Below are 21,869 nucleotides of genomic sequence, written 5' to 3' on the forward strand. Positions count from 1 at the left end.
ACGTCATGACAGTTCGCCGCCTTTCGCCCGCAGACGCCGGACCGTACCGGGCCTTGATGCTCGAAGGCTACGAGCGCCATCCCGATGCGTTCACTTCAAGCGTGGCCGAGCGCGCGGCGCTTCCGCTGGGTTGGTGGCAGACGCGGCTTGATGCTGCACCGCTGGCGGCTCAGGTCGTGTTCGGCGCGTTCGATGGTGAAGTACTCGTAGGCGCCGCCGGCGTGCAGTTCGAGGCGCGCGAGAAGGCTCGTCACAAGGCCAATCTTTTCGGGATGTATGTATCGCCTGCATCACGGCAGGGCGGGTTCGGCCGCCAACTGGTGCAGGCCATCCTCCAAGAAGCCGGACAGCGTGAAGGCGTCAGGATCGTCCAGCTGACCGTCACCGAAGGCAATGCTGCGGCGCAGACACTCTACGAGAGCTGCGGCTTCCAATCCTTCGGTGTCGAACCTTATGCGGTCGCATTGGGCGACGCATTCCTGTCGAAGATCCACATGTGGCGCTCAGTGGGTCCGCTCGTCACTTCCGGCTGAAGGGCAGCGCGGGCATTCGCGAGATGGCGATCGCCCAGGCAGGACTGACGGGACTGACAGGAATGTCATCTTCTTGTCAGGGTGGCGTCCCCGCCCGCTGCCTAGAGTCGAAGGCATGCGAATACTGTGTCTGGCCCTGGCCGCGTCACTGACGGCTTGTGCCGTCGGGCCCGACTACCAGCGGCCTTCCCTGCCCGAAGGCGTCGATGCGCCTGCCTTCAAGGAAAGTGGCGACTGGAAGTCCGCGACGCCCTCGAGCGTCGACCCGTCCCAGCCTTGGTGGAAGGCTTTCGGCGACACCCGGCTCGATGCATTGATCGAAGAGGCCAACCTCGCAAACCAGGACATCCACGCCGCCGAGGCGCAATATCGGCAGGCGCAGGCGCTGGTGCAGAACGCGCAGTCGGCGCTTTTCCCGACGCTCAACGGCGCGGCGGGTGTGGAGCGGCAGAAGAATCAGACGGTGCTCGGCCCGTCACTCGGCAATTCCCACTCGTGGTCGCTGCAGGCCGGCTGGGAACCTGACCTTTGGGGTCGCGCGCGCCGCGCAGTCGAAGGTGCCAGCGACAACGCCGAGGCGAGCGATGCCGATCTCGCGGCGGCGCGACTGGCGATCCAGGCCGAGATCGCCAACGACTACATCCTCCTGCGAGTGGCCGACACGCAGCAGCAGTTGTATGCGCGCACCGTCGAGGCATATCAGAAGTCGTTGCAGATCACGCGGAGCCAGTACCGCGCGGGCGTGGTGACTCGGGCCGATGTCGATCTGGCCAATACGACGCTGCAGTCGACGCAGGCACAGGCCATCGACATCGAGATCGCACGCCGACAGGCCGAACACGCCATCGCGGTGCTCTTGGGCAAGACGCCATCGCAGTTTTCGATTCCTCCGGACGTGCTCGCGCTCCACCTGCCGCCGGTTCCGTCGCTCGTGCCTTCCGAATTGCTGGAACGCCGCCCCGACATTGCCGGCGCCGAGCGCCGCGTCGCCTCCGCCAATGCCGGCATCGGCTATGCGCAGGCGGCGCGCTACCCGTCGCTCACGCTTAGCGCCGTCGGCGGTTTTAGCGGCGCAGGCCTCGGCAACTGGCTCGCCACGCCGGACCGTGTGTGGGCGCTCGGCGCAGCGCTGGCCGGCCCAATCTTCGATGGCGGGTTGCGCGAATCCCAGGTGGCGCAGGCGCGCGCCGTTTTCGATGCGTCCGCTGCGAAGTACCGGCAAACCGTGCTGGGCGGCTTCCAGGAAGTCGAAGACAACCTGGCCGCGCTCAACCTCCTGGCGCAGGAGCGTGGCGTGCAGGAGGGTGCGGTGACTTCGGCGCGCAATGCCGAGCGCGTGACGCTGACGCAGTTCCGCGCGGGCACGACGCCCTACCTCTCCGTCATCACCGCGCAAACGCTCGCGCTGTCGAACGAACGCACGGCGCTGCAACTGCAAGGGCGCCAGTTCACCGCCAGTGTTTCGCTGATCAAGGCCGTCGGGGGCGGCTGGAACGCGAGCCAGATGCAGGCGAGTGCAGGGGCCAGCCCTGGCGCATCCGGCCCGGTGGCCGCCACAGACAAATGAACAACATGGATACCTCTGCACCTGCCCCCCGCAAACGCCAGCGCTGGTGGATCGCCGGCGCCATTGCGCTGATCGCCGTTTTGGTCATCGCCACCGGCGCCTGGCGCAGGGTCTGGGCGCCGGCTCCTGCGCCAACAGCCGGACCGCCATCGGTGCCTGCGACGACGGCCCGCGTGGCGCAGGAAACCATCCCGATCGCGCGTACCGGCGTGGGCACGGTCATGACGGTCGCATCAGTCACCGTGCGCCCGCGCGTGGACGGTCAGCTCGACAGCGTCGACTTCAAGGAAGGGCAGGACGTCAAGGCCGGCCAGGTGCTCGTTCGCATCGATCCGCGAACCTTCCAGGCGCAACTCGAACAGAGCCTGGCCCAGAAAGCAAAGGACGAGGCGCAACTCGCCAATGCACGGTCCGACCTGAAACGCTATGGCGAGCTGATCAAGGAAGACGCGACCACCCAGCAGACGCTGGACACGCAGCGTGCGCTGGTCAATCAGCTGCAGGCGGCGGTCAAGAGCGACGATGCGCAGATCCACCTCGCGCAGGTGCAACTCGGCTTCACCACCATCACCGCGCCGATCGGTGGGCGCGTGGGCGCGCGGCTGGTCGATCCCGGCAACATCGTGCACGCGGCGGACGCCAACGGGCTGCTGGTCATCAATCAGATCGACCCGATCGCGGTGCAGTTCACGTTGCCGGAGAGCAGCTTCCAGGCCGTGAACCGCTCGCTCAATAGCACGCATCAGCCGCTGCAGGTGCAGGCAATCGACCGCGACACACGCGAGGTGCTCGCGACCGGCAAGCTGGTGCTGCTGAACAACCAGATCGACACCGCGACGGGCACGATTTCGCTCAAGGCACAGTTCGGCAATGCCGAGCACAAGCTGTGGCCGGGCCAGTCGGTTGACGCACGCGTCGTGCTCGGCGAGCGATCGGATGCGCTGACTGTCCCATCGGCGGTGGTGCAGCGCAGTCAGGACGGATTCTTTGCCTACGTGGTCGGGCCGGACGACAAGGTCCGCGTGCAGCCGATCGAGGTGGCGGACACGGTCGATGGCAAGGCAGTGGTCGTCAAGGGCTTGGCAGCCGGTGACCGCGTCGTGACCGACGGCCAGTACCGTTTGACGCCGGGCGCGCGCATCGTGGAGAAGCAGAGCAAGGCACAGGTCGCGACTGTCGGCGGAGGCCAGTCTTGAGCATTTCCGCCGCCTTCATCAAACGCCCGATCGGCACCTCGCTGCTCGCCGCGGCGCTGCTGCTGATCGGCCTCGTCGCGTGGCCGCTGCTGCCCGTGGCGCCGCTGCCGCAGGTCGACTTCCCGACGATTCAGGTCACGGGACGTTTGCCGGGCGCCAGTCCGGAGACCATGGCGGCGAACGTCGCCCAGCCGCTCGAACGACAGTTCTCGTTGATCCCGGGGCTGACGCAGATGACATCGAGCAGCTCGCTCGGGCTCACGCAGGTCACGCTGCAATTCGATCTCGACCGTAACATCGACGGCGCTGCGCTGGACGTTCAGTCCGCCATCAACTCGGCCGGGGGCCAGCTGCCGCAGAACCTGCCGAGCCCGCCGAGCTTTCGGAAGATCAATCCAGCCGACTCCTCAGTGCTGATCCTTGGCGTGCAATCCAAGGTGCTGCCGTTGATCCAGGTCGACGACTATGCCGACAACGTGCTGGCACAGCAGATCTCGCGCATTGCCGGCGTGGGGCTGGTGAATATCTTCGGCGCACAAAAGCCTGCGGTTCGCGTACAGATCGATCCCGCCAAGCTCAAGGCTGTGGGACTGAGCCTGGAAGAAGTGCGCGGCGTGATTGCGAGCACGACGGTGAGCCAGCCGACCGGCACGCTCGATGGCGAACGCCAGGCCTTCAACGTCTACACCAACGACCAGCTTCTGAAGGCAGCGCCGTGGAACGACATGGTGCTCGCGTGGCGCAACGGCGCGCCCATTCGAGTGCGTGATGTGGGGGTTGCGGTCGACGGCCCGGAGAACACCAAGGTTTCCGCCTGGGGCTATGCCGGCAAGGGCGCGGCCGAAGGCACCGACCTGACCGATGGCCGCGCCATCATGTTGGCGGTCACCAAACAGCCCGGCGCCAATGTGATCGAGACGGTCGACCGCATCCAGGCCGCGCTGCCCAAGCTGAAGGCGGCCATTCCGCCGAGCGTGACCGTCAACACCCTCATCGATCGCACGCAGACCATTCGCGCGTCGGTGAAAGATGTGGAGTTCACGCTCGTACTGTCGATTGCGCTGGTGGTGGCCGTCATCTTCGTCTTCCTGCGCAACTTCACGGTCACGGTGATTCCGAGCTTGACGGTGCCGCTTGCGCTGCTGGGCACGGCGGCGGTGATGTATGTGGTGGGCTACAGCCTGGACAACCTCTCGCTCATGGCGCTGACGATTGCGGTCGGCTTCGTGGTCGACGACGCCATCGTGATGCTGGAGAACATCTACCGACACATCGAGGAAGGCATGTCGCCCATGGAGGCGGCGCTGAAGGGTTCCAGCGAAATCGGCTTCACCATCATCTCGATTTCGGTGTCACTGGTGGCGGTATTCATCCCGCTGCTGCTGATGGGCGGCATCGTGGGACGGTTGTTCCGCGAGTTCGCCGTCACGGTGACGCTGACGATTGCAGTGTCCGTCATCATTTCGCTCACGCTGACGCCGATGCTGTGCGCGCGCTTCCTCAAGCCACACACGGCCAACGAGAAACACGGAAAGATGTACATGTGGTTCGAGCACGGTTTCGACGCCATGCTGAACGGCTACAAGCGCGGATTGACCGTGGTGTTGCGCCATCCGTTCATCACCTTGATGAGCTTCCTGGTCACCGTGGCGGCTACGGTGGCCCTCTTCATCGTGATCCCCAAGGGATTCTTTCCGCAGCAGGACACGGGCTTCATCTTCGGCTCGGCCGACTCCGCGCAGGATTCGTCGTCTCAGGCAATGCACGACCGCATGCTCAAGCTCGCCGACATCATCCGCCAGGACCCCTATGTGACCAGCTTCGGCATGCAGGCGGGGGCGAGCACCTTCAATTCGGGCAACTTCTTCATCGGCTTGCGGCCGAAGGACGAAGGCCGGACCGCCAATGCGGACGAAATCATCGCGCGATTGCGGCCCAAGCTGGCACCGGTGCAAGGCATCACGCTGTTCATGCAGGCCGGGCAGGACATCAGCGTGGGCGGGCGTCTTTCGCGCACGCAGTATCAGTACACGCTGCAGGACTCGAATCTCGTCGAGCTCAACGTCTGGGCGCCGCAACTGCTCGCCAGGTTGCGTCAGTTGCCACAACTCACGGACGTGACCTCCGACCAGCAGAACGCCGCACCCACTGCGATGGTGACCATCGACCGCCAGCGCGCATCCAGCTACGGCATCACGCCGGCCATGGTGGACGCCACCATCTACGACGCCATCGGGCAGCGGCAGGTGGCGCAATATTTCACGCAGCTCAACAGCTACAACGTGGTGCTCGAAGTCACGCCCGAGCTCCAGCGCGATCCGGCGCTGTTCGATCACCTCTACCTGACCTCGCCGATCAATGGCCAGCAGATTCCGCTGTCGACCTTCGTCAAGCTGGACACCAGCAAGACCGGCTACCTGGCCATCAACCACCAGGGCCAGTTTCCGGCCGTGACGATCTCGTTCAACCTGAGGCCGGGTACTTCGCTCGGACAAGCGGTGAATGCAATCAACGCCGCCCAAGCCCAGATGGGCGTGCCGCCGACGCTCAGCGGCACTTTCCAGGGCACGGCGCAGGCTTTCGGCGATTCGCTGCGCACGCAGCCCTATCTCATCCTGGCTGCGTTGATCTCGGTGTACATCGTGCTGGGGCTGCTCTACGAGAGCTACATCCACCCGCTGACGATTCTTTCGACGCTGCCGTCGGCAGGGGTGGGCGCTTTGCTGATCCTCATGATCGGCGGGTACGATCTGAGCGTGATTGCGCTGATCGGGATCATTCTGTTGATCGGCATCGTGAAGAAGAACGGAATCATGATGGTCGACTTCGCCCTGCACGCAGAGCGCGACAGGGGTATGTCGCCGCGCGACGCGATCTACGAGGCCTGCCTGCTTCGCTTCCGGCCGATCATGATGACGACCATGTGTGCGCTCCTGAGCGGCCTTCCGTTGATGCTGGGCCATGGTTCCGGCTCCGAGCTTCGCCGGCCCCTGGGCTACGCCATGGTGGGTGGATTGATACTCTCGCAGATGCTCACGCTCTTCACCACGCCGGTCATCTATCTCTACCTCGACCGCGCCCACCACTGGTATGTGCGCCGCAAGGTTGCGCGCAAGCAGCAGAAGCCCATCACCACCACAGACACACCCGCAGGAGCCATCGCGGAATGAAAGTGCTGATCGTCGAAGACGAGCGCAAGACGGCCAACTACCTCTACCAGGGTCTGACCGAGCAGGGCTGCGCCGTGGACCTCGCCTTCGACGGCATCGACGGCCAGCACCTGGCCTTGCACTACGACTTCGACGTCATCGTGCTCGACGTCATGTTGCCGGGGCTGGACGGGTTCTCGGTGCTGAAGTCGCTGCGCAGCGTCAAGAACACGCCCGTGATCATGCTGACCGCCCGCGACGGCGTTGCCGATCGGGTGCGCGGCCTTCAGGACGGCGCGGACGACTACCTGGTGAAGCCTTTTTCGTTTCTCGAACTCCTGGCGCGGCTCCAGGCGCTGACGAGGCGCGGTCGCAGCCATGAATCGACGTTGCTGCGCGTCGGCGACTTGCGGGTCGATCTGCTCAGTCGCAAGGCCATCCGGCAGGACCAGCGCATCGATCTCACGGCCAAGGAGTTCGCGCTGCTCGCGGTGCTTGCGCGCCGGCAGGGCGAGATCCTGTCGAAGACGGTGATCGCCGAGCTGGTCTGGGACATGAATTTCGACAGCAACACCAACGTGGTCGAAGTGGCCATCAAGCGCCTTCGCGCCAAGATTGATGCACCCTTCGAGCGCAACCTGCTGCATACCATCCGGGGCATGGGGTATGTCCTGGAAGACCGCGGCGGCTCGGAGTCGGAATGAAGAACTCGATCGCCACGCGGCTGGCGCTGATGTTCGCTGGCGCGGCACTCGTTGGCTTCGCCCTCTTGGGAGGCGCTTTGCATCGCGTGCTTTCGAGCGAACTTGCGCGCCATCAGCAGGCGCAGATCGATGCGCGGCTGGAAGACATGTCATACATGCTTCAGCACGGCCGGGCCGTCAACCTCGGCGAACGTATTCGCGAAAAGCTGGACACCCTGAGCGCTGACGATCCGCGCACCCGCTCGTGGATCTGGAGCGAAGACCCGGCTTTCCGCTATGGCGATGACCTCAATGCAATCGTCGCTGCCGTAGATGCGGGTGAGGACATCGTTCAGCTTCGCACCGGCGATTCGCGGGAACTCCAGCGCTTCCGTGTCCAGGGCATGGCGATTTCGGCGACGGCCTCCCGGCCGGCTGTGCGCTTCATTGCGGGCGTCGACGCCGCCCCGTTCAGCCGCACGCTTCGCACCTTCGAGACAGCGCTGGTGATTCTCACGTTGGCCGGCACGGCCTTGTCCGCGGCTTTGGGCTACTGGATCGCAAGAATCGGCCTCGGCCCCGTGGAGCGGCTGTCCGCGGATGCCCAGCGCATCGGTCCCGACAACCGCGACCAGCGCCTGCAACTGCCGGCGCTTCCACGCGAACTGGCCAAGCTCGGTGCGTCTTTCAATGCCGCGCTGGATCGGCTGGATGCGGCGTATCGGCAACTGGCGACGTTCAGCGACGACGTCGCGCACGAGCTGCGCACGCCACTGGCGAACTTGATCGGCCAGACGCAAGTGGCACTGGCCCGCGACCGCGATGCTGCCGAGTTGCGCGAAGTACTGCAATCGAATCTTGAAGAACTGGAGCGGCTGCGCGCCATCGTGGCCGACATGCTTTTCCTGGCGCGCGCGGAGCAGGGCGTGCGTGCGCGAGGTCTCGTCGAATCGTCGATCGCACAGGAAGTGGGCAAGACCGTCGAGTTTCTGGACATGCTGCTCGACGAGGCGGGCATGACGGTGCAGGTCGAAGGCGATGCCGTGGCGCCGATCGAGAAGTCGCTGTTCCGGCGTGCACTGACGAACTTGCTGCAAAACGCAATCCAGCATTCGCGTCCCGGCGCCCAGGTGGTCGTGCAGATCGGGCAGCACGACCGCTCCGCTCAGGTGAGTTTCTCGAACCCGAGCCAGCCGATCGAGCCCGATCAGTTGCCGCGGCTTTTCGACCGGTTCTATCGCGTCGACAGTTCGCGCCGCAACAGTGGTGAGAACCACGGCCTCGGCCTGTCCATCGTGAAGGCCATCGCCGTGATGCACAACGGGACGGTGTTCGCGCGGTCCGACGACGGCATCACCACGGTCGGGTTCAGCGTCGCGCTGGAATAGTTAAACCCCAGCGGCCCGGCTAAGCCGGTTCCGCGGGGTTTCTCGACTCGGGCATCCAGGCGGTCGCGGGGCGGCGGCCGGGCAGGTGCAGCGCCGCTGTGGCGGGCGGCGTCTCCGCCAGCAATTTGCCCTTGCGATAGACCTTCAGGCGCGTCGCTCGAAGACGGATGGCCTCGATCGGGTCGCGCGCCTGCAGCAGCACGAAGCTCGCGTCGCATCCCGCTTCCAGGCCGTAGCCGTCGAGATGAAGCACCTTGGCGGCGTTGACGGTGACGGCGTCGAAGCACTGGCGAATGCCGCGTTGGCTTGTCATCTGCGCCACGTGCAGGCCCATGTGTGCCACTTCGAGCATGTCGCCCGAACCCATGCCGTACCACGGGTCCATCACGCAGTCGTGGCCGAACGCCACGTTCACGCCGGCGGCCATCAGCTCGGGCACGCGCGTCATGCCGCGGCGCTTTGGATAGGTGTCGTGCCGGCCTTGCAAGGTGATGTTGATGAGCGGGTTCGCGATCACGCTGACGCCGCTTTCGGCAATGAGCGGCAGCAGCTTGCTCACGTAGTAGTTGTCCATCGAATGCATCGAGGTGCAGTGCGAGCCTGTCACCCGCCCTTGCAGCCCGAGCCGTTGTGCCTCGAATGCGAGCGTCTCGATGTGGCGCGACAGCGGATCATCGGACTCATCGCAATGCATGTCGACGAGATTGCCGCGCTCGGCTGCGATTTCGCACAGCAGCTTCACGCTGGCAGCGCCATCGGCCATGGTGCGTTCGAAGTGCGGAATGCCGCCGACCACGTCGACCCCCTTGTCGAGAGCACGCTTCAGGTTGTCGACGCCACCGGGCGTGCGCAGAACGCCATCCTGGGGAAAGGCGACCAATTGCAAATCAAGGTACGGCGCGACCTGTCGCTTGACTTCGAGCAGCGCGTCGACGGCGAGCAGGCTCGGGTCGCTGGTGTCCACGTGCGTGCGAATGGCGAGCAGGCCCTTGGCAACGGCCCAGTCGCAGTAGGCAAGGGAGCGCTCGATCAGAGCATCTGCCGTCAGCAGCGGCTTGAGTTCGCCCCATAGCGCGATGCCTTCGAGCAGCGTGCCGCTTTCGTTGATGCGCGGCAGGCCGTAGCTGAGCGTCGCGTCCATGTGAAAGTGCGGGTCGATGAAGTGCGGCGCGACGAGCAGGCCTTCTGCATCGATCGTCTGGCCAGCGGGTGCTTGTAGTCCAGCGGTCACTTCCGCGATTCGGCCGTCCTGCACGGCAATCGACATGCCGGCCCGGCCGTCAGGGAGGGCAGCGTTCTGGATGAGGAGATCGAGCATCAGCGCTCTCCTTTTCGGTAGGGTTTCATCAGGGCTTGCGGATAACTCGCCTTGCGTGCCACGAGCACTAGCGCCAGGATCGACAGCAGATAGGGAAGCATCAGATATAGCTGATAAGGCAGGAAGGCGTCCCCCGACTGCTGCAGCCGCAATTGAAGCGCATCGAAAAACGCAAAAAGCAGCGCACCAAGCAGCGCCTTGCCCGGCCGCCAGGACGCGAACACCACCAGCGCAACGCAGATCCAACCACGACCATTGATCATGTTGAAGAAGAACGCATTGAACGCCGACAGCGTGAGGAACGACCCCGCTACGCCCATCAGCGCCGATCCGGCGACGATGGCGCCCGTGCGTGTGGCCGCGACCGACACACCCTGGCCTTCGGCCGCCTGCGGATTCTCGCCGACCATGCGCACTGCCAGGCCCATGGGCGTGCGATAGAGCATGTACCCAATGACGGGCACCAGCAGCAACGCGAGCAGCGTGAGCGGCGTCTGCGCCGAAAGCACCGGGATGTGCAGCCATTCCATCGGCGCGAACGGCGTGACCGTGGGCGGCGTGTTGACCTTCGGAAAGCTCACCCGATAGCCGTAGTAGCTCAACGCCGTCGCCAGCAGCGTGATGCCCAGCCCGGAAACGTGCTGCGACAGGGCCAGCGCCACGGTGAGGAACGCATGCAACAGCCCGAATACGGCGCCCGTCAGCGCTGCCACGCCAACGCCTACCCACAGAGGCGCGCCCGCATACACCGCCAGCCAGCCTGCGAAGGCCCCCGCGACCATGATGCCCTCGATGCCGAGGTTCAGCACCCCGGCGCGCTCGCACAGCAGCACGCCCAGCGTGCCGAAAATCAGCGGCGTGGCGATGCGCAGCACCGCCACCCAGAAGGCGGCGTTCGAAAGGATATCGGCGACGTCGCTCATTTCCAGCGGACGCGGTATTGGGTGAGCAAGGTGGCAACCAGCACCGCGATCAGCGACGCCGCAACGATCACATCCGCGATGTAGGTCGGCACGCCGATCGCACGGCTCATCGTGTCGGCACCGACCAGCATGCCCGCCACGAACACCGCGGCCGCCAGCACGCCCAGCGGATGCAGCCCGGCCAGCATCGCGATCACGATGCCGCTGTAGCCGTAGCCCGGAGACATGTCGAGCGTGACATAGCTCGTGCGGCCGGCCACCTCGATTGCGCCCGCGAGTCCGGCCAGCGCGCCGGACAGCAGCGCGACCAGCACCACCGTGCGCGTGACCGGCACGCCCGCGAACTTGGCGGCCCGCGCGTTCGCACCCACAGCGCGAATGTCGAAGCCGATCACCGTGTATTTGAAGAGCACCCAGACGAGCACGGCCAGCGCGCCGGCCCACAGCAGGCCGGTATGAACGCGCGTCTGCGCGATCAGCTTTTCGAGCTCCAGATCCGGCTGCAGTGAAACGCTCTGCGGCCAGCCCATCGCGCTAGGGTCCTTCATGGGCCCGTCCAGCATGGCCGATACGCCGAGCACCACGATGAAGTTGATCAGCAGCGTCGTCACGACTTCGTCGACGCCCAGCTTGTTCTTCATGAGTGCCGGACCGAGCAGCAGCAGGGCGCCCGCAACAGCGGCGGCCAGCATCATCAGCGGAAACAGCAGCCAGATCGGGAGATCGAATCCGGTACCGCCATGCAAGCCGCCCACGGCGACGGCGGCAAGCGCGCCCGCGTAAAGCTGGCCCTCGGCGCCGATGTTGAAAAGCCGCGCCTTGAAAGCCACGGTCGCCGCCAGCCCGGTCAGGATCAACGGAATGGCGCGGGTCAGTGTCTCGCTCCACGCGAAGACCGAGCCGAAGCCGCCCTGAAGCACCAGCGCATACGTACGGCCGACGGGTGCGCCGGCCCAGAGGACGAGCAGCGCGCTCACCAGCAGGGTGAAGGCCACAGCGCCGAAGGGTGCGAGTACCAGCGCCGTGCGCGAAGTTCCCGAGCGTCGCTCGAGCCTCATGCCCGCGTCCCGGCCATCGCCAGCCCGATCGCCTCGCGCGTCCAGTCCGATGCCGCGCGGGGTTCAACGAGCTGGCCGCCGTGCATGACCGCAACGCGGTCGCCGAGCGTCAGCACCTCGTCGAGATCATCTGAAATCAGGAGCACCGCAGCGCCGGCATCGCGCGCCGCGATCAACTGCTGCTGCACGTACGCGACCGCGCCGATGTCCAGCCCCCAGGTGGGCTGGTGCGCGACGATGAGTCGCGCGACCCGGCTCTGCGCACTGGCCGAGGCGGGCGCCAGCAACGCACGACCCAGGATCAGTTTCTGCATGTTGCCGCCCGACAGCGACCGCGCAGGCGAATCGAGTCCGCCGCCTCGCACGTCGTAGGCCTTCTCGACCTTGCGTGCGTGCGCCTTCGCGGCTGCGCGCCGGACCCAGAGCCAGCGCGAGAAAGCGCGGCCGCGCAGCCGTTCCGACACGGCGTTTTCCCACACCGGCAGGTCGCCCAGCACGCCGATGCCGTGCCGGTCTTCAGGAATGCGCGCGACACCGCGATGCACCAGCAGCGCAGGGGAGGCGGGCAGGACGCGCCCCATCAGCTTGACCGTGCCTTCCGTCGCTCGTCGGGTGCCGCTCAGGAGCTCTGCGAGTGCCACCTGTCCGTTGCCTGAGACACCCGCGATGGCAGTGATTTCGCCGGCACGCAGCGTGAGCGTCACGTCGTGCAGGCGATCGTGTCCGTCACCGGCCGTGCCGACACGGTCGAGCACGCAGACAGCATCGCCGACGCGTTGGGCGGGACGTCGCACCGTGCCTTCGATCGCATGCCCGACCATCCACAGCGCGAGCTGCGCCTGCGTGATCTCGCTGGTGCGCGCCTCGGCCACCCGCTTGCCACCGCGCAGCACCGCGACGCGATGCGACACGCGCAACACTTCGGCGAGCTTGTGGCTGATGAAGATGATCGACAGCCCCTGTGCCACCATCTGCGCCAGCGTATGAAACAGCGCCTCGCTCTCCTGCGGCGTGAGCACCGCCGTCGGCTCGTCCAGGATCAGGATGCGCGCATCGCGGTAGAGCGCCTTCACGATCTCGACCCGCTGCCGCTCGCCGACCGACAGACTGCCCACCATCGCGTCCGGCTGGACCGCGAGGCCGAAGCGCTGCGCTACATCCAGCAGCCGTGCACGTGCGGCGCTGCGCCGCGAGAAGGGCTGCCACAGCGGCTCGGTGCCCATCAGCACGTTGTCGAGCACGCTGAGGTTGTCAGCCAGCGTGAAATGCTGATGCACCATGCCGATGCCCGCAGCCAGCGCCACCTTCGGATTACCTGGAGCGAGCGGCCGGCCGAACACCTCGATGCTCCCTTCATCGGCCACGTAGTGCCCGAAAAGGATGGACATCAACGTCGACTTGCCCGCGCCGTTCTCGCCCAGCAATGCCAGCACCTCTCCAGCCCGGAGGTCGAGCGAAATGCCGTCGTTGGCCACCAGCGCACCGAAGCGCTTGGTGATGCCGCGCAGGGACAGGACTGTCACCGACAGCTTCCCGCGCGTCTCACTTTGCCGTGGATTTGGGCTGGCTGTCGTCCACCTTCACAGTGAACTTGCCGCCAAGAATGTCGGACTGCCGGGCCTTGACCTTCGCGACGATATCGGCCGGCACCTTGGTGTCGAAGGTGCCGAGCGGCGCCAGCTCCGAGCCCTTGTACTTCATCATCGAATACTGGCCGTAGTCCTCGGCGGTGAACTTGCCTTCCTTCACCAGCTTGATCGCGCGATCGGCCGAAGGCTCGAAATTCCACAGCGCCGAAGCGACCACCGTGTCGGGGTACTTGTCCTGCGTGTTGATCACGTTGCCGATGGCGAGCTTGCCCTTTTCCTTGGCCGCGTCGCTGACTCCGAAGCGCTCGGCATACAGCACGTCCGCGCCCTTGTCGATCATGGCGAAAGCGGCTTCCTTGGCCTTGGGCGGGTCGAACCAGCTGTTGATGAAGCTCACGCTGAACTCCACCTTCGGATTCACTTCCTTCGCCCCGGCCATGAAGGCGTTCATCAGGCGATTGACCTCCGGAATCGGGAAGCCGCCGACCATGCCGATCTTGTTCGTCTTGGTCATGCCCCCGGCGACCATGCCGGAAAGATAGGCCGGCTCCTGGATGTAGTTGTCAAACACCGCGAAATTCGGCGCCTGCGGCTTGAGCGACGACCCCATCAGAAAGGCCGTCTTCGGAAAATCCTTCGCCACCTTCCGCGCCGCCGCCTCGACCCCGAAGACCTCGCCGAGGATCAGCTGATTCCCCGCCGTCGCGTACTCCCGCATCACGCGTTCGTAGTCGGCGTTGGCGACATTCTCCGTCGCCGTGTATTCGATTTCCCCCCGAGCCTCGGCGGCCTTCAGCGCCTTGTGGATACGCCCCACCCATTGCTGTTCGAACGGCACGGTGTAGACCGCCGCCACTTTCAGCTTGGCCTGTGCAAGCGCGAGCCCCGGCACCCCCGCCGCCAAAGCAACGGCAAGCGCGACCGAACGAACAACCAACTGCCGGCGTGATTTCAAAGTCTTCTCCTCAGTTAAACATCCTCAAACCACCCACAACCCAATTCGCGAAATACCGCGGAACCGGCTCCGCCGGGCCGCCGGTGTTGCCCCCGGCAGGGGGTAGGCGAAGCGACACGAAGTGCGCGCAGCCTGGGGGCGAGCGCTACTTCGTGCCGAAGATACGGTCACCGGCGTCGCCCAGGCCCGGCAGGATGTACCCGTGGCTGTTGAGTTCGCGATCGACCGCCGCCGTATAGATCGGCACGTCCGGATGCGCGTCCTGCATGGTCTTGACGCCCTCGGGGCAGGTCAGCAGGCAGACGAACTTGATGGACTTCGGGTTGAGTTCCTTCAGCCGTTCCACCGCGGCGACCGCCGAATTGCCGGTCGCCAGCATCGGGTCGACCACGATTGCATCGCGTTCCTCCATGCCGCCGGGCATCTTGAAGTAGTACTCGACCGCGGTCAGCGTCTTCGGATCGCGGTAGAGCCCGATGTGGCCGACGCGCGCACCCGGGATGACGCTCAGCATGCCGTCCAGGATGCCTGTGCCCGCCCGCAGGATCGACACCAGCACGACCTTCTTGCCGTCGATGACCTTGGCGTGCATCGTCTCCAGAGGCGTTTCGACCTCGACGTCCTGCATCGGCATGTCGCGCGTGACTTCGTAGGCCATCAGCATGCTGATCTCGTTGAGAAGCCTGCGGAAGCTGTTGGTGCTCGCCTCCTTGCGGCGCATCAGCGTGAGTTTGTGCTGGACGAGAGGATGGTCGAGGAGGTGGACGTTGCTCATTGGTATTGTTGATGGAGGAGAAAAACCGAAGAAGTCTAGACAGACTAGAAGACCGTGCCGTCGCTCTCGATGCGCAGGGGCGGCGCACCGTTGCGCAGGCGTTGTGCCAGTACGCGGCCAGCGGCCCATGTGCCGCCTTCGAGCACACGTGCGAGCGGCATGTCCTGCTCGCTTCGGCCCAGCACCTTGCACACGCGCGGCGCAAGCTCGTCGAGCAGGGCGATCGTCAAGGCGCGCCATTCGACGATGAACTCGTCGCTGACTTTCCATTCGCGCTCGAGAAAGGCGGGCTCGCGCGGAACGATCATTCCGCTGTCGAGCAGCAGGCCGCCGTTGCGGTATTCGGGCAGCGCGGTCAGTTGATCGAGATGCCGGACCTTGACGCCCGCCCACTCGAAGGGTTCGAGCAGCGAATAGGTCAACCATTGCGACAGCTTGTGGAACGGCATCCAGCCATTCGTCAGACCCGGCCCTTGCACCGCGCTGTGGCGCCAGCAGTCGCCGAGTGCGAATCGTGGATCGCCTGTGCCGATCACATGGCTGCCATCCGCCGCAATGCTGTCCAACGCGTTCGATGACGGCCAGATGCTCGACAGCGAATCCAGCAGCAGTGTCAGGATTTCGTGCGCCGAGATTTCGGCCGTGGGCGGCGCGGCCGGGCCGTAGGGGCCGACCAGCGCGTCGAACAATCCGCCGGGCCGCCCGTCATCGCCGAACCACTCGGGTTGTTCGCTCATCGTTTCGCCGAGCCGGCGCAAAAGCGTGGCCCGCCCCGCGAGACCAACCAGCGGGTTGACGGCATTCACCTGGAAAGCGTCGCCGAGCCGGTCGGTGACCAGCGCGCGCAATCCGGCCGCATCGACCTGCAAAGGGTGATCGGGGTTCGACGAGAACAAGCCACTCGTGAATGCATGAAAGCTGGCAATCGCGAGACCTTCAGAACGCGTGAAGCGCTGGCCGTTGGCTGGTTCGATGTAATGCCAGTCGGGACCGGCTCCCGCATCGAGCAAAACGCTCACCACCACCAGATCGATATGCGCCCGCGCGCGCTGGCTGGCGTTGCAATCGCGCAGCAAGTCGTCCAGCAGCTTGAGGCGGTCGACGCCGCCCGCCTCGAAGTGCCGCCATCGGCTGTGATAAGGGATAGGGCTCCACGGGTAGCGGTCGCGCGTGACTTCCGCGACGGTGCGCGCGGTGTCTTCGAGCACGTTGTGGTTGCCGATCAGGAACCACGGAGAGTCGCCCGCGCGAGCCCTGGCAAGCAGTGCCGCCGCGCGGCTGCGCACGGCCTTGGTCGTGCGCAGATGGGCGACCGCCCCGGCGGGGCGGCTCGTGTCGTCCTCGAACTCGGCCTCGGGGTCCACATTGCCTTCGGCGTCGACGGTGCGCATGGCGGCGTCCGCACTTGCGCGATCAGGGTCCAGTCCGTAATTTTCTCTGCTCATTGGTCGAGTCCGCGGCCCTTGGCCTTCTTGAGTTCATCGGCGTCCGGCACCACGCCCGGCGTGAAGTAGCCGGCCGCCATCTTGGCGTCCATCTCCACGCGCGCGTCGGCCGGGATCAGTTCGTCGGGGATGTTGACGCGCGTGCCGATCTCGATGCCCGAGCCGGTGATCGCGTCGAATTTCATGTTGCTCATCGACACCAGGCGGTGAATCTTGCGAATGCCGAGCCAGTGGAATACGTCGGGCATCAGCTCCTGGAAGCGCATGTCCTGCACACCGGCGACGCATTCGGTGCGCGCGAAATACTGATCCGCAGTGTCGCCGCCGACTTGCCGCTTGCGGGCGTTGTAGACCAGGAACTTGGTCACCTCGCCCAGCGCCCGGCCTTCCTTGCGCGAGTAGGCAATCAGTCCCACGCCGCCGCGTTGCGCGCCCTGAATGCATTCCTCGATCGCGTGCGTGAGGTAGGGGCGGCAGGTGCAGATGTCGGAGCCGAAAACGTCCGAGCCGTTGCACTCGTCGTGGATGCGCGCGGTCAGTTCGACCTCCGGGTTCGCGAGGTCGCGCGGGTTGCCGAAGATGTAGAGCGTCTGTCCGCCGATGGGCGGCAGGAAGACTTCGAGGTCGGAGCGCGTCACCAGCTCGGGGTACATGCCGCCCGTTTCCTCGAAGAGCGTGCGGCGCAGGTCGGTTTCGGAGCAGCCGAAGCGCTTTGCGACTTCGGGCAGGTACCACACCGGCTCGACGGCGGCCTTGGTCACCATGGCCGCGCCGCCGGCGGTAAGGAACTTGCCGTCGGCCTTGAGGCGGCCCTTCTGCAGGGCCTCGATCACCTCCGGCAGGATGACGTGCGCCTTGGTGATCGCGATGGTCGGGCGGATGTCGTAGCCCGCGGCGAGTTCGGTCGCGAAGGCGTCGGCCACCACGGCGCCCCAGGGGTCGAGCGAGACGATCCGGCCCGGTTCGCTCCACTGCGGATAGGGGCCGATCACGTCCGTCGGCGAGGTGTTCGTCAGATCGGCCTTGTGGTGCGGCGACAGCGCGCCTGCGGCCACGGCCAGCGCCCGATAGACGCTGTAAGAGCCACTGTGCGTGCCGATCACGTTGCGGTGCGCGCGCTTGGTGGTGGTGCCGACGACGGGGCCCCGCTCGACTGCGGTGGCTGCGCCCCATTGGATGGGCAGCGCACCCGAGAGGCCGGCGTGCGATGTCAGCCGGATGTGCTTGCGCGCTGAGGAGGGCTCGGGGGAGGCAGGGGAAACGGTCGGAGTGGAAGGAGTCGGAACGGTGTCGACAGACATTGCGGGCCCTCAAAAAACACAATGTATCGACGGCTTTCAGAACTGGCAAGCAGGGGCGTACGCCATTCGCCGTAAGCCTCGGCTCGCCAGGCGGCTGATGGCGCTCGCGGCACAATCCGCCGGAATTGTTTTTTGCGCGCTGCCTGTAACCGACTGAACCGAAAGCACGAATGACCAAAGAGGGCTTGTCGGCAAAGAGCGAGGCCGAGGTGGAACTGCACGGCCTGCTGATGCGCGGGCTGGACGGCGACGCTGCGGCCTACCGGGCGTTCCTGCAGAAACTCAGCTTGCATTTGCGCGCGTTCCTCGGAAGGCGGCTCTACGGTTGGCCCGATGAAGTTGAAGACCTCGTTCAGGAATGCCTTCTTGCCATGCACAACCAGCGCCACACCTACCAGAGCGACCAGCCGCTGACCGCCTGGGTGCATGCGATTGCGCGCTACAAGATGATCGATCTGCTGCGTGCCAAGGCCGGCCGCGAGGCGCTGCACGAGCCGTTGGACGACGAACTGGCGGTCTTCGCCGAGTCGGCCACTGAAGCCGCCGACGCGCGCCGGGACATCGCCGGCTTGCTCGAAACGCTGCCGGACCGGCATCGGCTGCCGATCGTCCACGTCAAGCTCCAAGGCCTTTCGGTGGCCGAGACGGCAAAGCTGACCGGCATGTCCGAATCGGCAGTCAAGGTGGGCGTGCATCGCGGACTGAAGGCGTTGGCGCTCAAGATCAAGGAAATGAAGTGAAGACGGACGATCTCATCGCGATGCTCGCCACAGGCGCTGCACCAGTGCGGCCTCGCACGGCTTCGCACCGGCTCTCGGTGGCGCTGTGGATGGGCCTGTCGCTGTCGCTGGCATGCATGCTCCTGGTGTTCGGGCTCCGGCGCGATCTGATGCAGGTCATGTCGCTGCCGATGTTCTGGGTGCGGCTGGCGTTCCCGATCTGCATGGTGATTGCCGGCTTCGTGGTCGTGCAGCGGCTGGCCCGGCCGGGCGCGCGCGTGCACTTTGCGTGGCTGGGGCTCGCGGTGCCGGTGCTCGTCATCTGGTCGATGGCGTTGATGATCCTGGCTTCGGTACCCGCCGAGCAGCGGCATTCGCTGGTCATGGGGCAGACCTGGCGGACTTGCACGATGAACATCGCCTTCATCTCGCTGCCGGTCTTCGTGGCGATGATGGCCGCGCTGAAAGGCATGGCGCCGACCCATCCAGCATTGGCGGGCGCAGCTGCGGGCGCAATGGCCGGCGCGGCGGGCGCGGCCGTGTATGCCTTGCATTGCCAGGAACTGGAGGCGCCGTTCCTGGCGGTTTGGTATGTGCTCGGGATCGCCTCGCCTGCGATCGTCGGGGCACTTCTGGGGCCGAGGCTGCTGCGTTGGTGATGCACCCCGGCCAGTGGTTCAGCGTCGCGTCTTTGACCCGAAGATCCCGCCGAGCACGCCGCGCAGAATCTCGCGACCCATGGTCGTCCCCATCGTGCGCACGGCCGACTTGGCCATCGTCTGCGCCAGTCCGTCATGCTTGCCGCCGCGCGGCCCGGTGGTGCCGAAAAGGATCTCGTTGAGGCTGCCCATGACGCCACCGCCGGCGCCAGCGGATGCTTGCGTCCCCGCGGCACCCGCCTTGCCTGCAATGCTGGCTCCGTCAGGCGCGGATTCCGCTCGGCCCTTGAGCTTTTCGTAGGCCGATTCGCGATCCACCGTCTTCTCGTACACACCCGCCACGAGCGAATTCGCGATCAGCGCCTGCCGTTGCTCGGCCGTGATGGGCCCGATCTGGCTGCCAGGAGGCAGCACGAACACGCGCTCCGTGACCGACGGACGCCCCTTCTCGTCCAGAAAGCTCACCAAGGCTTCGCCAACGGCCAGTTCGGTGATCGCCTTCTCGATGTCCAGTCCTGGCTTCTGCCGCATGGTCGTCGCCGTTGCCTTGACGGCCTTCTGGTCGCGCGGCGTGAATGCTCTCAACGCGTGTTGCACGCGATTGCCCAACTGCGCGAGCACGGAATCGGGAATGTCCAGCGGGTTCTGCGTGACGAAGAACACGCCCACCCCTTTGGACCGCACCAGTCGCACCACGAGTTCGATGCGTTCGATGAGCGCCTTGGGCGCTTCGTTGAAGAGCAGGTGGGCTTCGTCGAAGAAGAACACCAGCTTGGGCTGGTCGGGGTCGCCGATTTCGGGAAGATGCTCGAAGAGTTCCGACAGCAACCACAGCAGAAAGGTTGCGTACAGCCGTGGCGAATTCATCAGCTTGTCGGCAGCGAGGATGTTGACCACGCCCTTGCCGCCTTCGGTCTGCATGAAGTCCGCAATGTTGAGCATCGGCTCGCCGAAGAACTTGTCGCCGCCCTGGGTTTCGATCTGCAGCAGGCCGCGCTGGATGGCGCCGACGCTCGCGGCGCTGATGTTGCCGTACTGCGTGGTGAATTGGCTGGCGTTTTCGCCGACGTGCTGCAGCATTGCGCGCAAGTCTTTCAGGTCGAGCAGCAGCAGTCCGTTGTCGTCCGCGATCTTGAACACGAGGTTCAGTACGCCCGATTGCGTGTCGTTGAGGTCGAGCATGCGGCCGAGCAACAGCGGCCCCATGTCCGACACGGTGGCGCGCACGGGATGCCCCTGTTCACCGAAAACGTCCCAGAGAGTGACGGGGCAGGCGAGGGGAGTCGGCGCATCGATGCCGCGCTCCTTCAGCGACGCGGCCATCTTGCTGCCAATGGCGCCTTTCTGACTGACGCCCGTGAGGTCGCCCTTCACGTCGGCCATGAAGACCGGCACGCCGATGCCGGAGAGCTTTTCGGCAATGGTTTGCAGGGTGACGGTCTTGCCGGTCCCCGTCGCGCCTGTGATCAGGCCATGTCGATTCGTGAGCCCCGGCAGCAGGCTGCATTCGGTGGCGTCGTGGCGGGCAATCAAAAGAGGGTCGGCCATAGGGGGAGTCCGGTCGTTGGCAGGCGGCCAGTCTAGCGAAGCCGGACTCCTATAATCTGCCGCCCATGTGATAGTTCCCAAAAGTACCCGGAGTTTCTCTTGTCATCGACTGCCCATTCCCCCGTTCCCGCCGCTGGCGACGCTTCCGAACAGTCACCTCTCGAGAATGAATTGGCCGTCCTCCTGGTGGAATCGCTCAACCTCGAAGTCGCACCTTCCGACATCGCGCCGACGGCGCCGCTCTATGGCGAAGGTCTCGGGCTCGATTCGATCGACATCCTCGAAGTCGCGCTCGAAGTGTCCCGCAAGTACGGATTCCAGCTGCGCTCCGACGACGAGCGGAACCAGCAGATTTTCGAGTCGCTGCGCAGCCTGGCCACGCACGTCGCGCAGAATCGCGGCGCTTCCTGATCCATGTCCCGATGGCGCATGGCGCTCCTGCTGATCGCGGGGGTGGCCTATGCCTGCATCTCCCACTGGATGATGCTCTATCACGCGGCGCAGCCATGGGCAGTCGTGGTGCTGCTCGGGCCGCTGTGGCTGACCGCGCTCGGTCTGGCCGCCAGCCGCTTCGGCAAGGGCGGGCTCGCGGTGACCGGCCTGCTCGGCGTGGCGCTGTTTGCACTCGTCATGATGGGCGAGGCGGGCGACACCAACCGGCTCTACGTACTCCAGCATGTCGGCATCAATGCCTTGCTGTGCGGTTGGTTCGGCGGATCGCTTCGTGCAGGCCGGCTTTCGCTCATCGGCCAGTTTGCCGAACGCGTGCATCCTCTTTCGCCGGCCATGGTCAAGTACACGGCGCAGGTCACGCGGGTCTGGGCAATCTACTTTGCGGCGATGGTCGTGGCTTCGATCGCGGTGTATGCAAGCTTCTCTTTCGCCGCATGGTCCGTGCTCGCCAACCTTCTGACGCCGTTGTTCGTCGGAATGCTTTTCCTGGGTGAGTACCTGTTGCGATATCGACTGCATCCTGAATTCGAGCGTACGCGTCTGGTCGACGCCGTTCGCGCCGTCTATGGCGCGCCGGTCAATCGCACCGCTCGACGATGAACCGGACCTG

Annotated in this window: 19 protein-coding genes; 10 read left to right on the plus strand and 9 right to left on the minus strand. The window is 65.3% G+C overall.

The genetic code is table 11. The features are described 5' to 3' along the window. The first annotated feature begins 5 nt into the window (after positions 1–5). The 6 genes from AC1DMA_RS00740 to AC1DMA_RS00765 all read left to right on the plus strand — a co-directional run bounded on the left by AC1DMA_RS00740 (position 6) and on the right by AC1DMA_RS00765 (position 8,516). Positions 6–533, plus strand: a complete 528-nt coding sequence (locus AC1DMA_RS00740) for an N-acetyltransferase family protein (protein WP_478123374.1) — start codon at positions 6–8, stop codon at positions 531–533. Between the two features lie 115 nt (positions 534–648). After that, entirely contained in the window at positions 649–2,100 is a 1,452-nt protein-coding gene (locus tag AC1DMA_RS00745; RefSeq protein ID WP_478123373.1) for an efflux transporter outer membrane subunit, read from the plus strand. A 5-nt stretch (positions 2,101–2,105) separates the two neighbouring features. After that, positions 2,106–3,296, plus strand: a complete 1,191-nt coding sequence (locus tag AC1DMA_RS00750; protein WP_478123372.1) for an efflux RND transporter periplasmic adaptor subunit — start codon at positions 2,106–2,108, stop codon at positions 3,294–3,296. Then, entirely contained in the window at positions 3,293–6,466 is a 3,174-nt protein-coding gene (locus tag AC1DMA_RS00755; protein WP_478142940.1) for an efflux RND transporter permease subunit, read from the plus strand. Before AC1DMA_RS00750 ends, AC1DMA_RS00755 begins: the two co-directional genes overlap by 4 nt. After that, the gene (locus AC1DMA_RS00760) at positions 6,463–7,149 is read left to right on the plus strand and encodes a heavy metal response regulator transcription factor (protein WP_478142941.1); all 687 of its coding nucleotides are present in this window, start codon (positions 6,463–6,465) and stop codon (positions 7,147–7,149) included. The genes AC1DMA_RS00755 and AC1DMA_RS00760 overlap by 4 nt, the downstream gene beginning before the upstream one ends. Beyond that, the gene (locus AC1DMA_RS00765) at positions 7,146–8,516 is read left to right on the plus strand and encodes a heavy metal sensor histidine kinase (RefSeq protein ID WP_478123369.1); all 1,371 of its coding nucleotides are present in this window, start codon (positions 7,146–7,148) and stop codon (positions 8,514–8,516) included. The genes AC1DMA_RS00760 and AC1DMA_RS00765 overlap by 4 nt, the downstream gene beginning before the upstream one ends. Before the next feature lie 19 nt (positions 8,517–8,535). Here the strand turns inward: AC1DMA_RS00765 and AC1DMA_RS00770 are convergent, their stop codons facing one another. The 8 genes from AC1DMA_RS00770 to AC1DMA_RS00805 form a co-directional block, all read right to left on the minus strand. Next, a complete protein-coding gene (locus tag AC1DMA_RS00770; RefSeq protein ID WP_478142942.1) occupies positions 8,536–9,834 on the minus strand; it encodes an amidohydrolase family protein in 1,299 nt (432 codons plus the stop codon). Continuing rightward, entirely contained in the window at positions 9,834–10,757 is a 924-nt protein-coding gene (locus tag AC1DMA_RS00775; protein ID WP_478123367.1) for an ABC transporter permease, read from the minus strand. Before AC1DMA_RS00775 ends, AC1DMA_RS00770 begins: the two co-directional genes overlap by 1 nt. Then, positions 10,754–11,815 carry an ABC transporter permease gene (locus tag AC1DMA_RS00780; protein WP_478142943.1) on the minus strand — a complete coding sequence of 354 codons (1,062 nt, stop codon included), beginning with the start codon at positions 11,813–11,815 and terminating at the stop codon, positions 10,754–10,756. Before AC1DMA_RS00780 ends, AC1DMA_RS00775 begins: the two co-directional genes overlap by 4 nt. Beyond that, positions 11,812–13,344 (minus strand): ABC transporter ATP-binding protein, encoded by a 1,533-nt coding sequence (locus AC1DMA_RS00785; protein WP_478143337.1) that lies wholly within the window; start codon positions 13,342–13,344, stop codon positions 11,812–11,814. Before AC1DMA_RS00785 ends, AC1DMA_RS00780 begins: the two co-directional genes overlap by 4 nt. 13 nt (positions 13,345–13,357) lie before the next feature. Beyond that, positions 13,358–14,359 carry a BMP family protein gene (locus AC1DMA_RS00790; protein ID WP_478142944.1) on the minus strand — a complete coding sequence of 334 codons (1,002 nt, stop codon included), beginning with the start codon at positions 14,357–14,359 and terminating at the stop codon, positions 13,358–13,360. A 145-nt stretch (positions 14,360–14,504) separates the two neighbouring features. Further along, positions 14,505–15,134, minus strand: a complete 630-nt coding sequence (gene upp / locus AC1DMA_RS00795) for a uracil phosphoribosyltransferase (protein ID WP_478123363.1) — start codon at positions 15,132–15,134, stop codon at positions 14,505–14,507. Positions 15,135–15,178: 44 nt separating this feature from the next. Beyond that, complete coding sequence (locus tag AC1DMA_RS00800; RefSeq protein ID WP_478143338.1) at positions 15,179–16,525, minus strand: DUF1688 family protein; 1,347 nt, start codon at positions 16,523–16,525, stop codon at positions 15,179–15,181. A 50-nt stretch (positions 16,526–16,575) separates the two neighbouring features. After that, on the minus strand, positions 16,576–17,880 hold the full coding sequence (locus AC1DMA_RS00805) for a GTP cyclohydrolase II (protein ID WP_478123362.1): 1,305 nt from the start codon (positions 17,878–17,880) through the stop codon (positions 16,576–16,578). Between the two features lie 170 nt (positions 17,881–18,050). On the opposite strand from AC1DMA_RS00805, the gene AC1DMA_RS00810 reads away from it, so the two are divergent. Together AC1DMA_RS00810 and AC1DMA_RS00815 are read left to right on the plus strand one after the other, a co-directional pair. Beyond that, entirely contained in the window at positions 18,051–18,620 is a 570-nt protein-coding gene (locus tag AC1DMA_RS00810; RefSeq protein ID WP_478123361.1) for a sigma-70 family RNA polymerase sigma factor, read from the plus strand. Beyond that, positions 18,617–19,258, plus strand: coding sequence for a DUF1109 domain-containing protein (locus AC1DMA_RS00815; protein ID WP_478142945.1), 642 nt, complete (start codon positions 18,617–18,619; stop codon positions 19,256–19,258). The genes AC1DMA_RS00810 and AC1DMA_RS00815 overlap by 4 nt, the downstream gene beginning before the upstream one ends. An 18-nt stretch (positions 19,259–19,276) precedes the next feature. Here the strand turns inward: AC1DMA_RS00815 and AC1DMA_RS00820 are convergent, their stop codons facing one another. Next, the gene (locus AC1DMA_RS00820; RefSeq protein WP_478123359.1) at positions 19,277–20,806 is read right to left on the minus strand and encodes a helicase HerA-like domain-containing protein; all 1,530 of its coding nucleotides are present in this window, start codon (positions 20,804–20,806) and stop codon (positions 19,277–19,279) included. A 99-nt stretch (positions 20,807–20,905) separates the two neighbouring features. Between AC1DMA_RS00820 and AC1DMA_RS00825 the strand changes: the two genes are divergently transcribed. Then, positions 20,906–21,217 (plus strand): phosphopantetheine-binding protein, encoded by a 312-nt coding sequence (locus AC1DMA_RS00825; RefSeq protein ID WP_478123358.1) that lies wholly within the window; start codon positions 20,906–20,908, stop codon positions 21,215–21,217. A 3-nt stretch (positions 21,218–21,220) separates the two neighbouring features. Next, complete coding sequence (locus AC1DMA_RS00830; RefSeq protein ID WP_478142946.1) at positions 21,221–21,859, plus strand: COG4648 family protein; 639 nt, start codon at positions 21,221–21,223, stop codon at positions 21,857–21,859. Positions 21,860–21,869 lie beyond the last annotated feature (10 nt).

Source organism: Variovorax sp. 05N34, from assembly GCF_056397405.1.

Coding starts and splice junctions, on each gene's coding strand:
- AC1DMA_RS00780 (WP_478142943.1), bottom strand. CDS start 11,815: ATGAGGCTCGAGCGACGCTCGGGAACTTCGCGCACGGCGCTGGTACTC.
- AC1DMA_RS00760 (WP_478142941.1), top strand. CDS start 6,463: ATGAAAGTGCTGATCGTCGAAGACGAGCGCAAGACGGCCAACTACCTC.
- AC1DMA_RS00810 (WP_478123361.1), top strand. CDS start 18,051: ATGACCAAAGAGGGCTTGTCGGCAAAGAGCGAGGCCGAGGTGGAACTG.
- AC1DMA_RS00750 (WP_478123372.1), top strand. CDS start 2,106: ATGGATACCTCTGCACCTGCCCCCCGCAAACGCCAGCGCTGGTGGATC.
- AC1DMA_RS00770 (WP_478142942.1), bottom strand. CDS start 9,834: ATGCTCGATCTCCTCATCCAGAACGCTGCCCTCCCTGACGGCCGGGCC.
- upp (WP_478123363.1), bottom strand. CDS start 15,134: ATGAGCAACGTCCACCTCCTCGACCATCCTCTCGTCCAGCACAAACTC.
- AC1DMA_RS00820 (WP_478123359.1), bottom strand. CDS start 20,806: ATGGCCGACCCTCTTTTGATTGCCCGCCACGACGCCACCGAATGCAGC.
- AC1DMA_RS00805 (WP_478123362.1), bottom strand. CDS start 17,880: ATGTCTGTCGACACCGTTCCGACTCCTTCCACTCCGACCGTTTCCCCT.
- AC1DMA_RS00740 (WP_478123374.1), top strand. CDS start 6: ATGACAGTTCGCCGCCTTTCGCCCGCAGACGCCGGACCGTACCGGGCC.
- AC1DMA_RS00775 (WP_478123367.1), bottom strand. CDS start 10,757: ATGAGCGACGTCGCCGATATCCTTTCGAACGCCGCCTTCTGGGTGGCG.
- AC1DMA_RS00745 (WP_478123373.1), top strand. CDS start 649: ATGCGAATACTGTGTCTGGCCCTGGCCGCGTCACTGACGGCTTGTGCC.
- AC1DMA_RS00800 (WP_478143338.1), bottom strand. CDS start 16,525: ATGCGCACCGTCGACGCCGAAGGCAATGTGGACCCCGAGGCCGAGTTC.
- AC1DMA_RS00830 (WP_478142946.1), top strand. CDS start 21,221: ATGTCCCGATGGCGCATGGCGCTCCTGCTGATCGCGGGGGTGGCCTAT.
- AC1DMA_RS00765 (WP_478123369.1), top strand. CDS start 7,146: ATGAAGAACTCGATCGCCACGCGGCTGGCGCTGATGTTCGCTGGCGCG.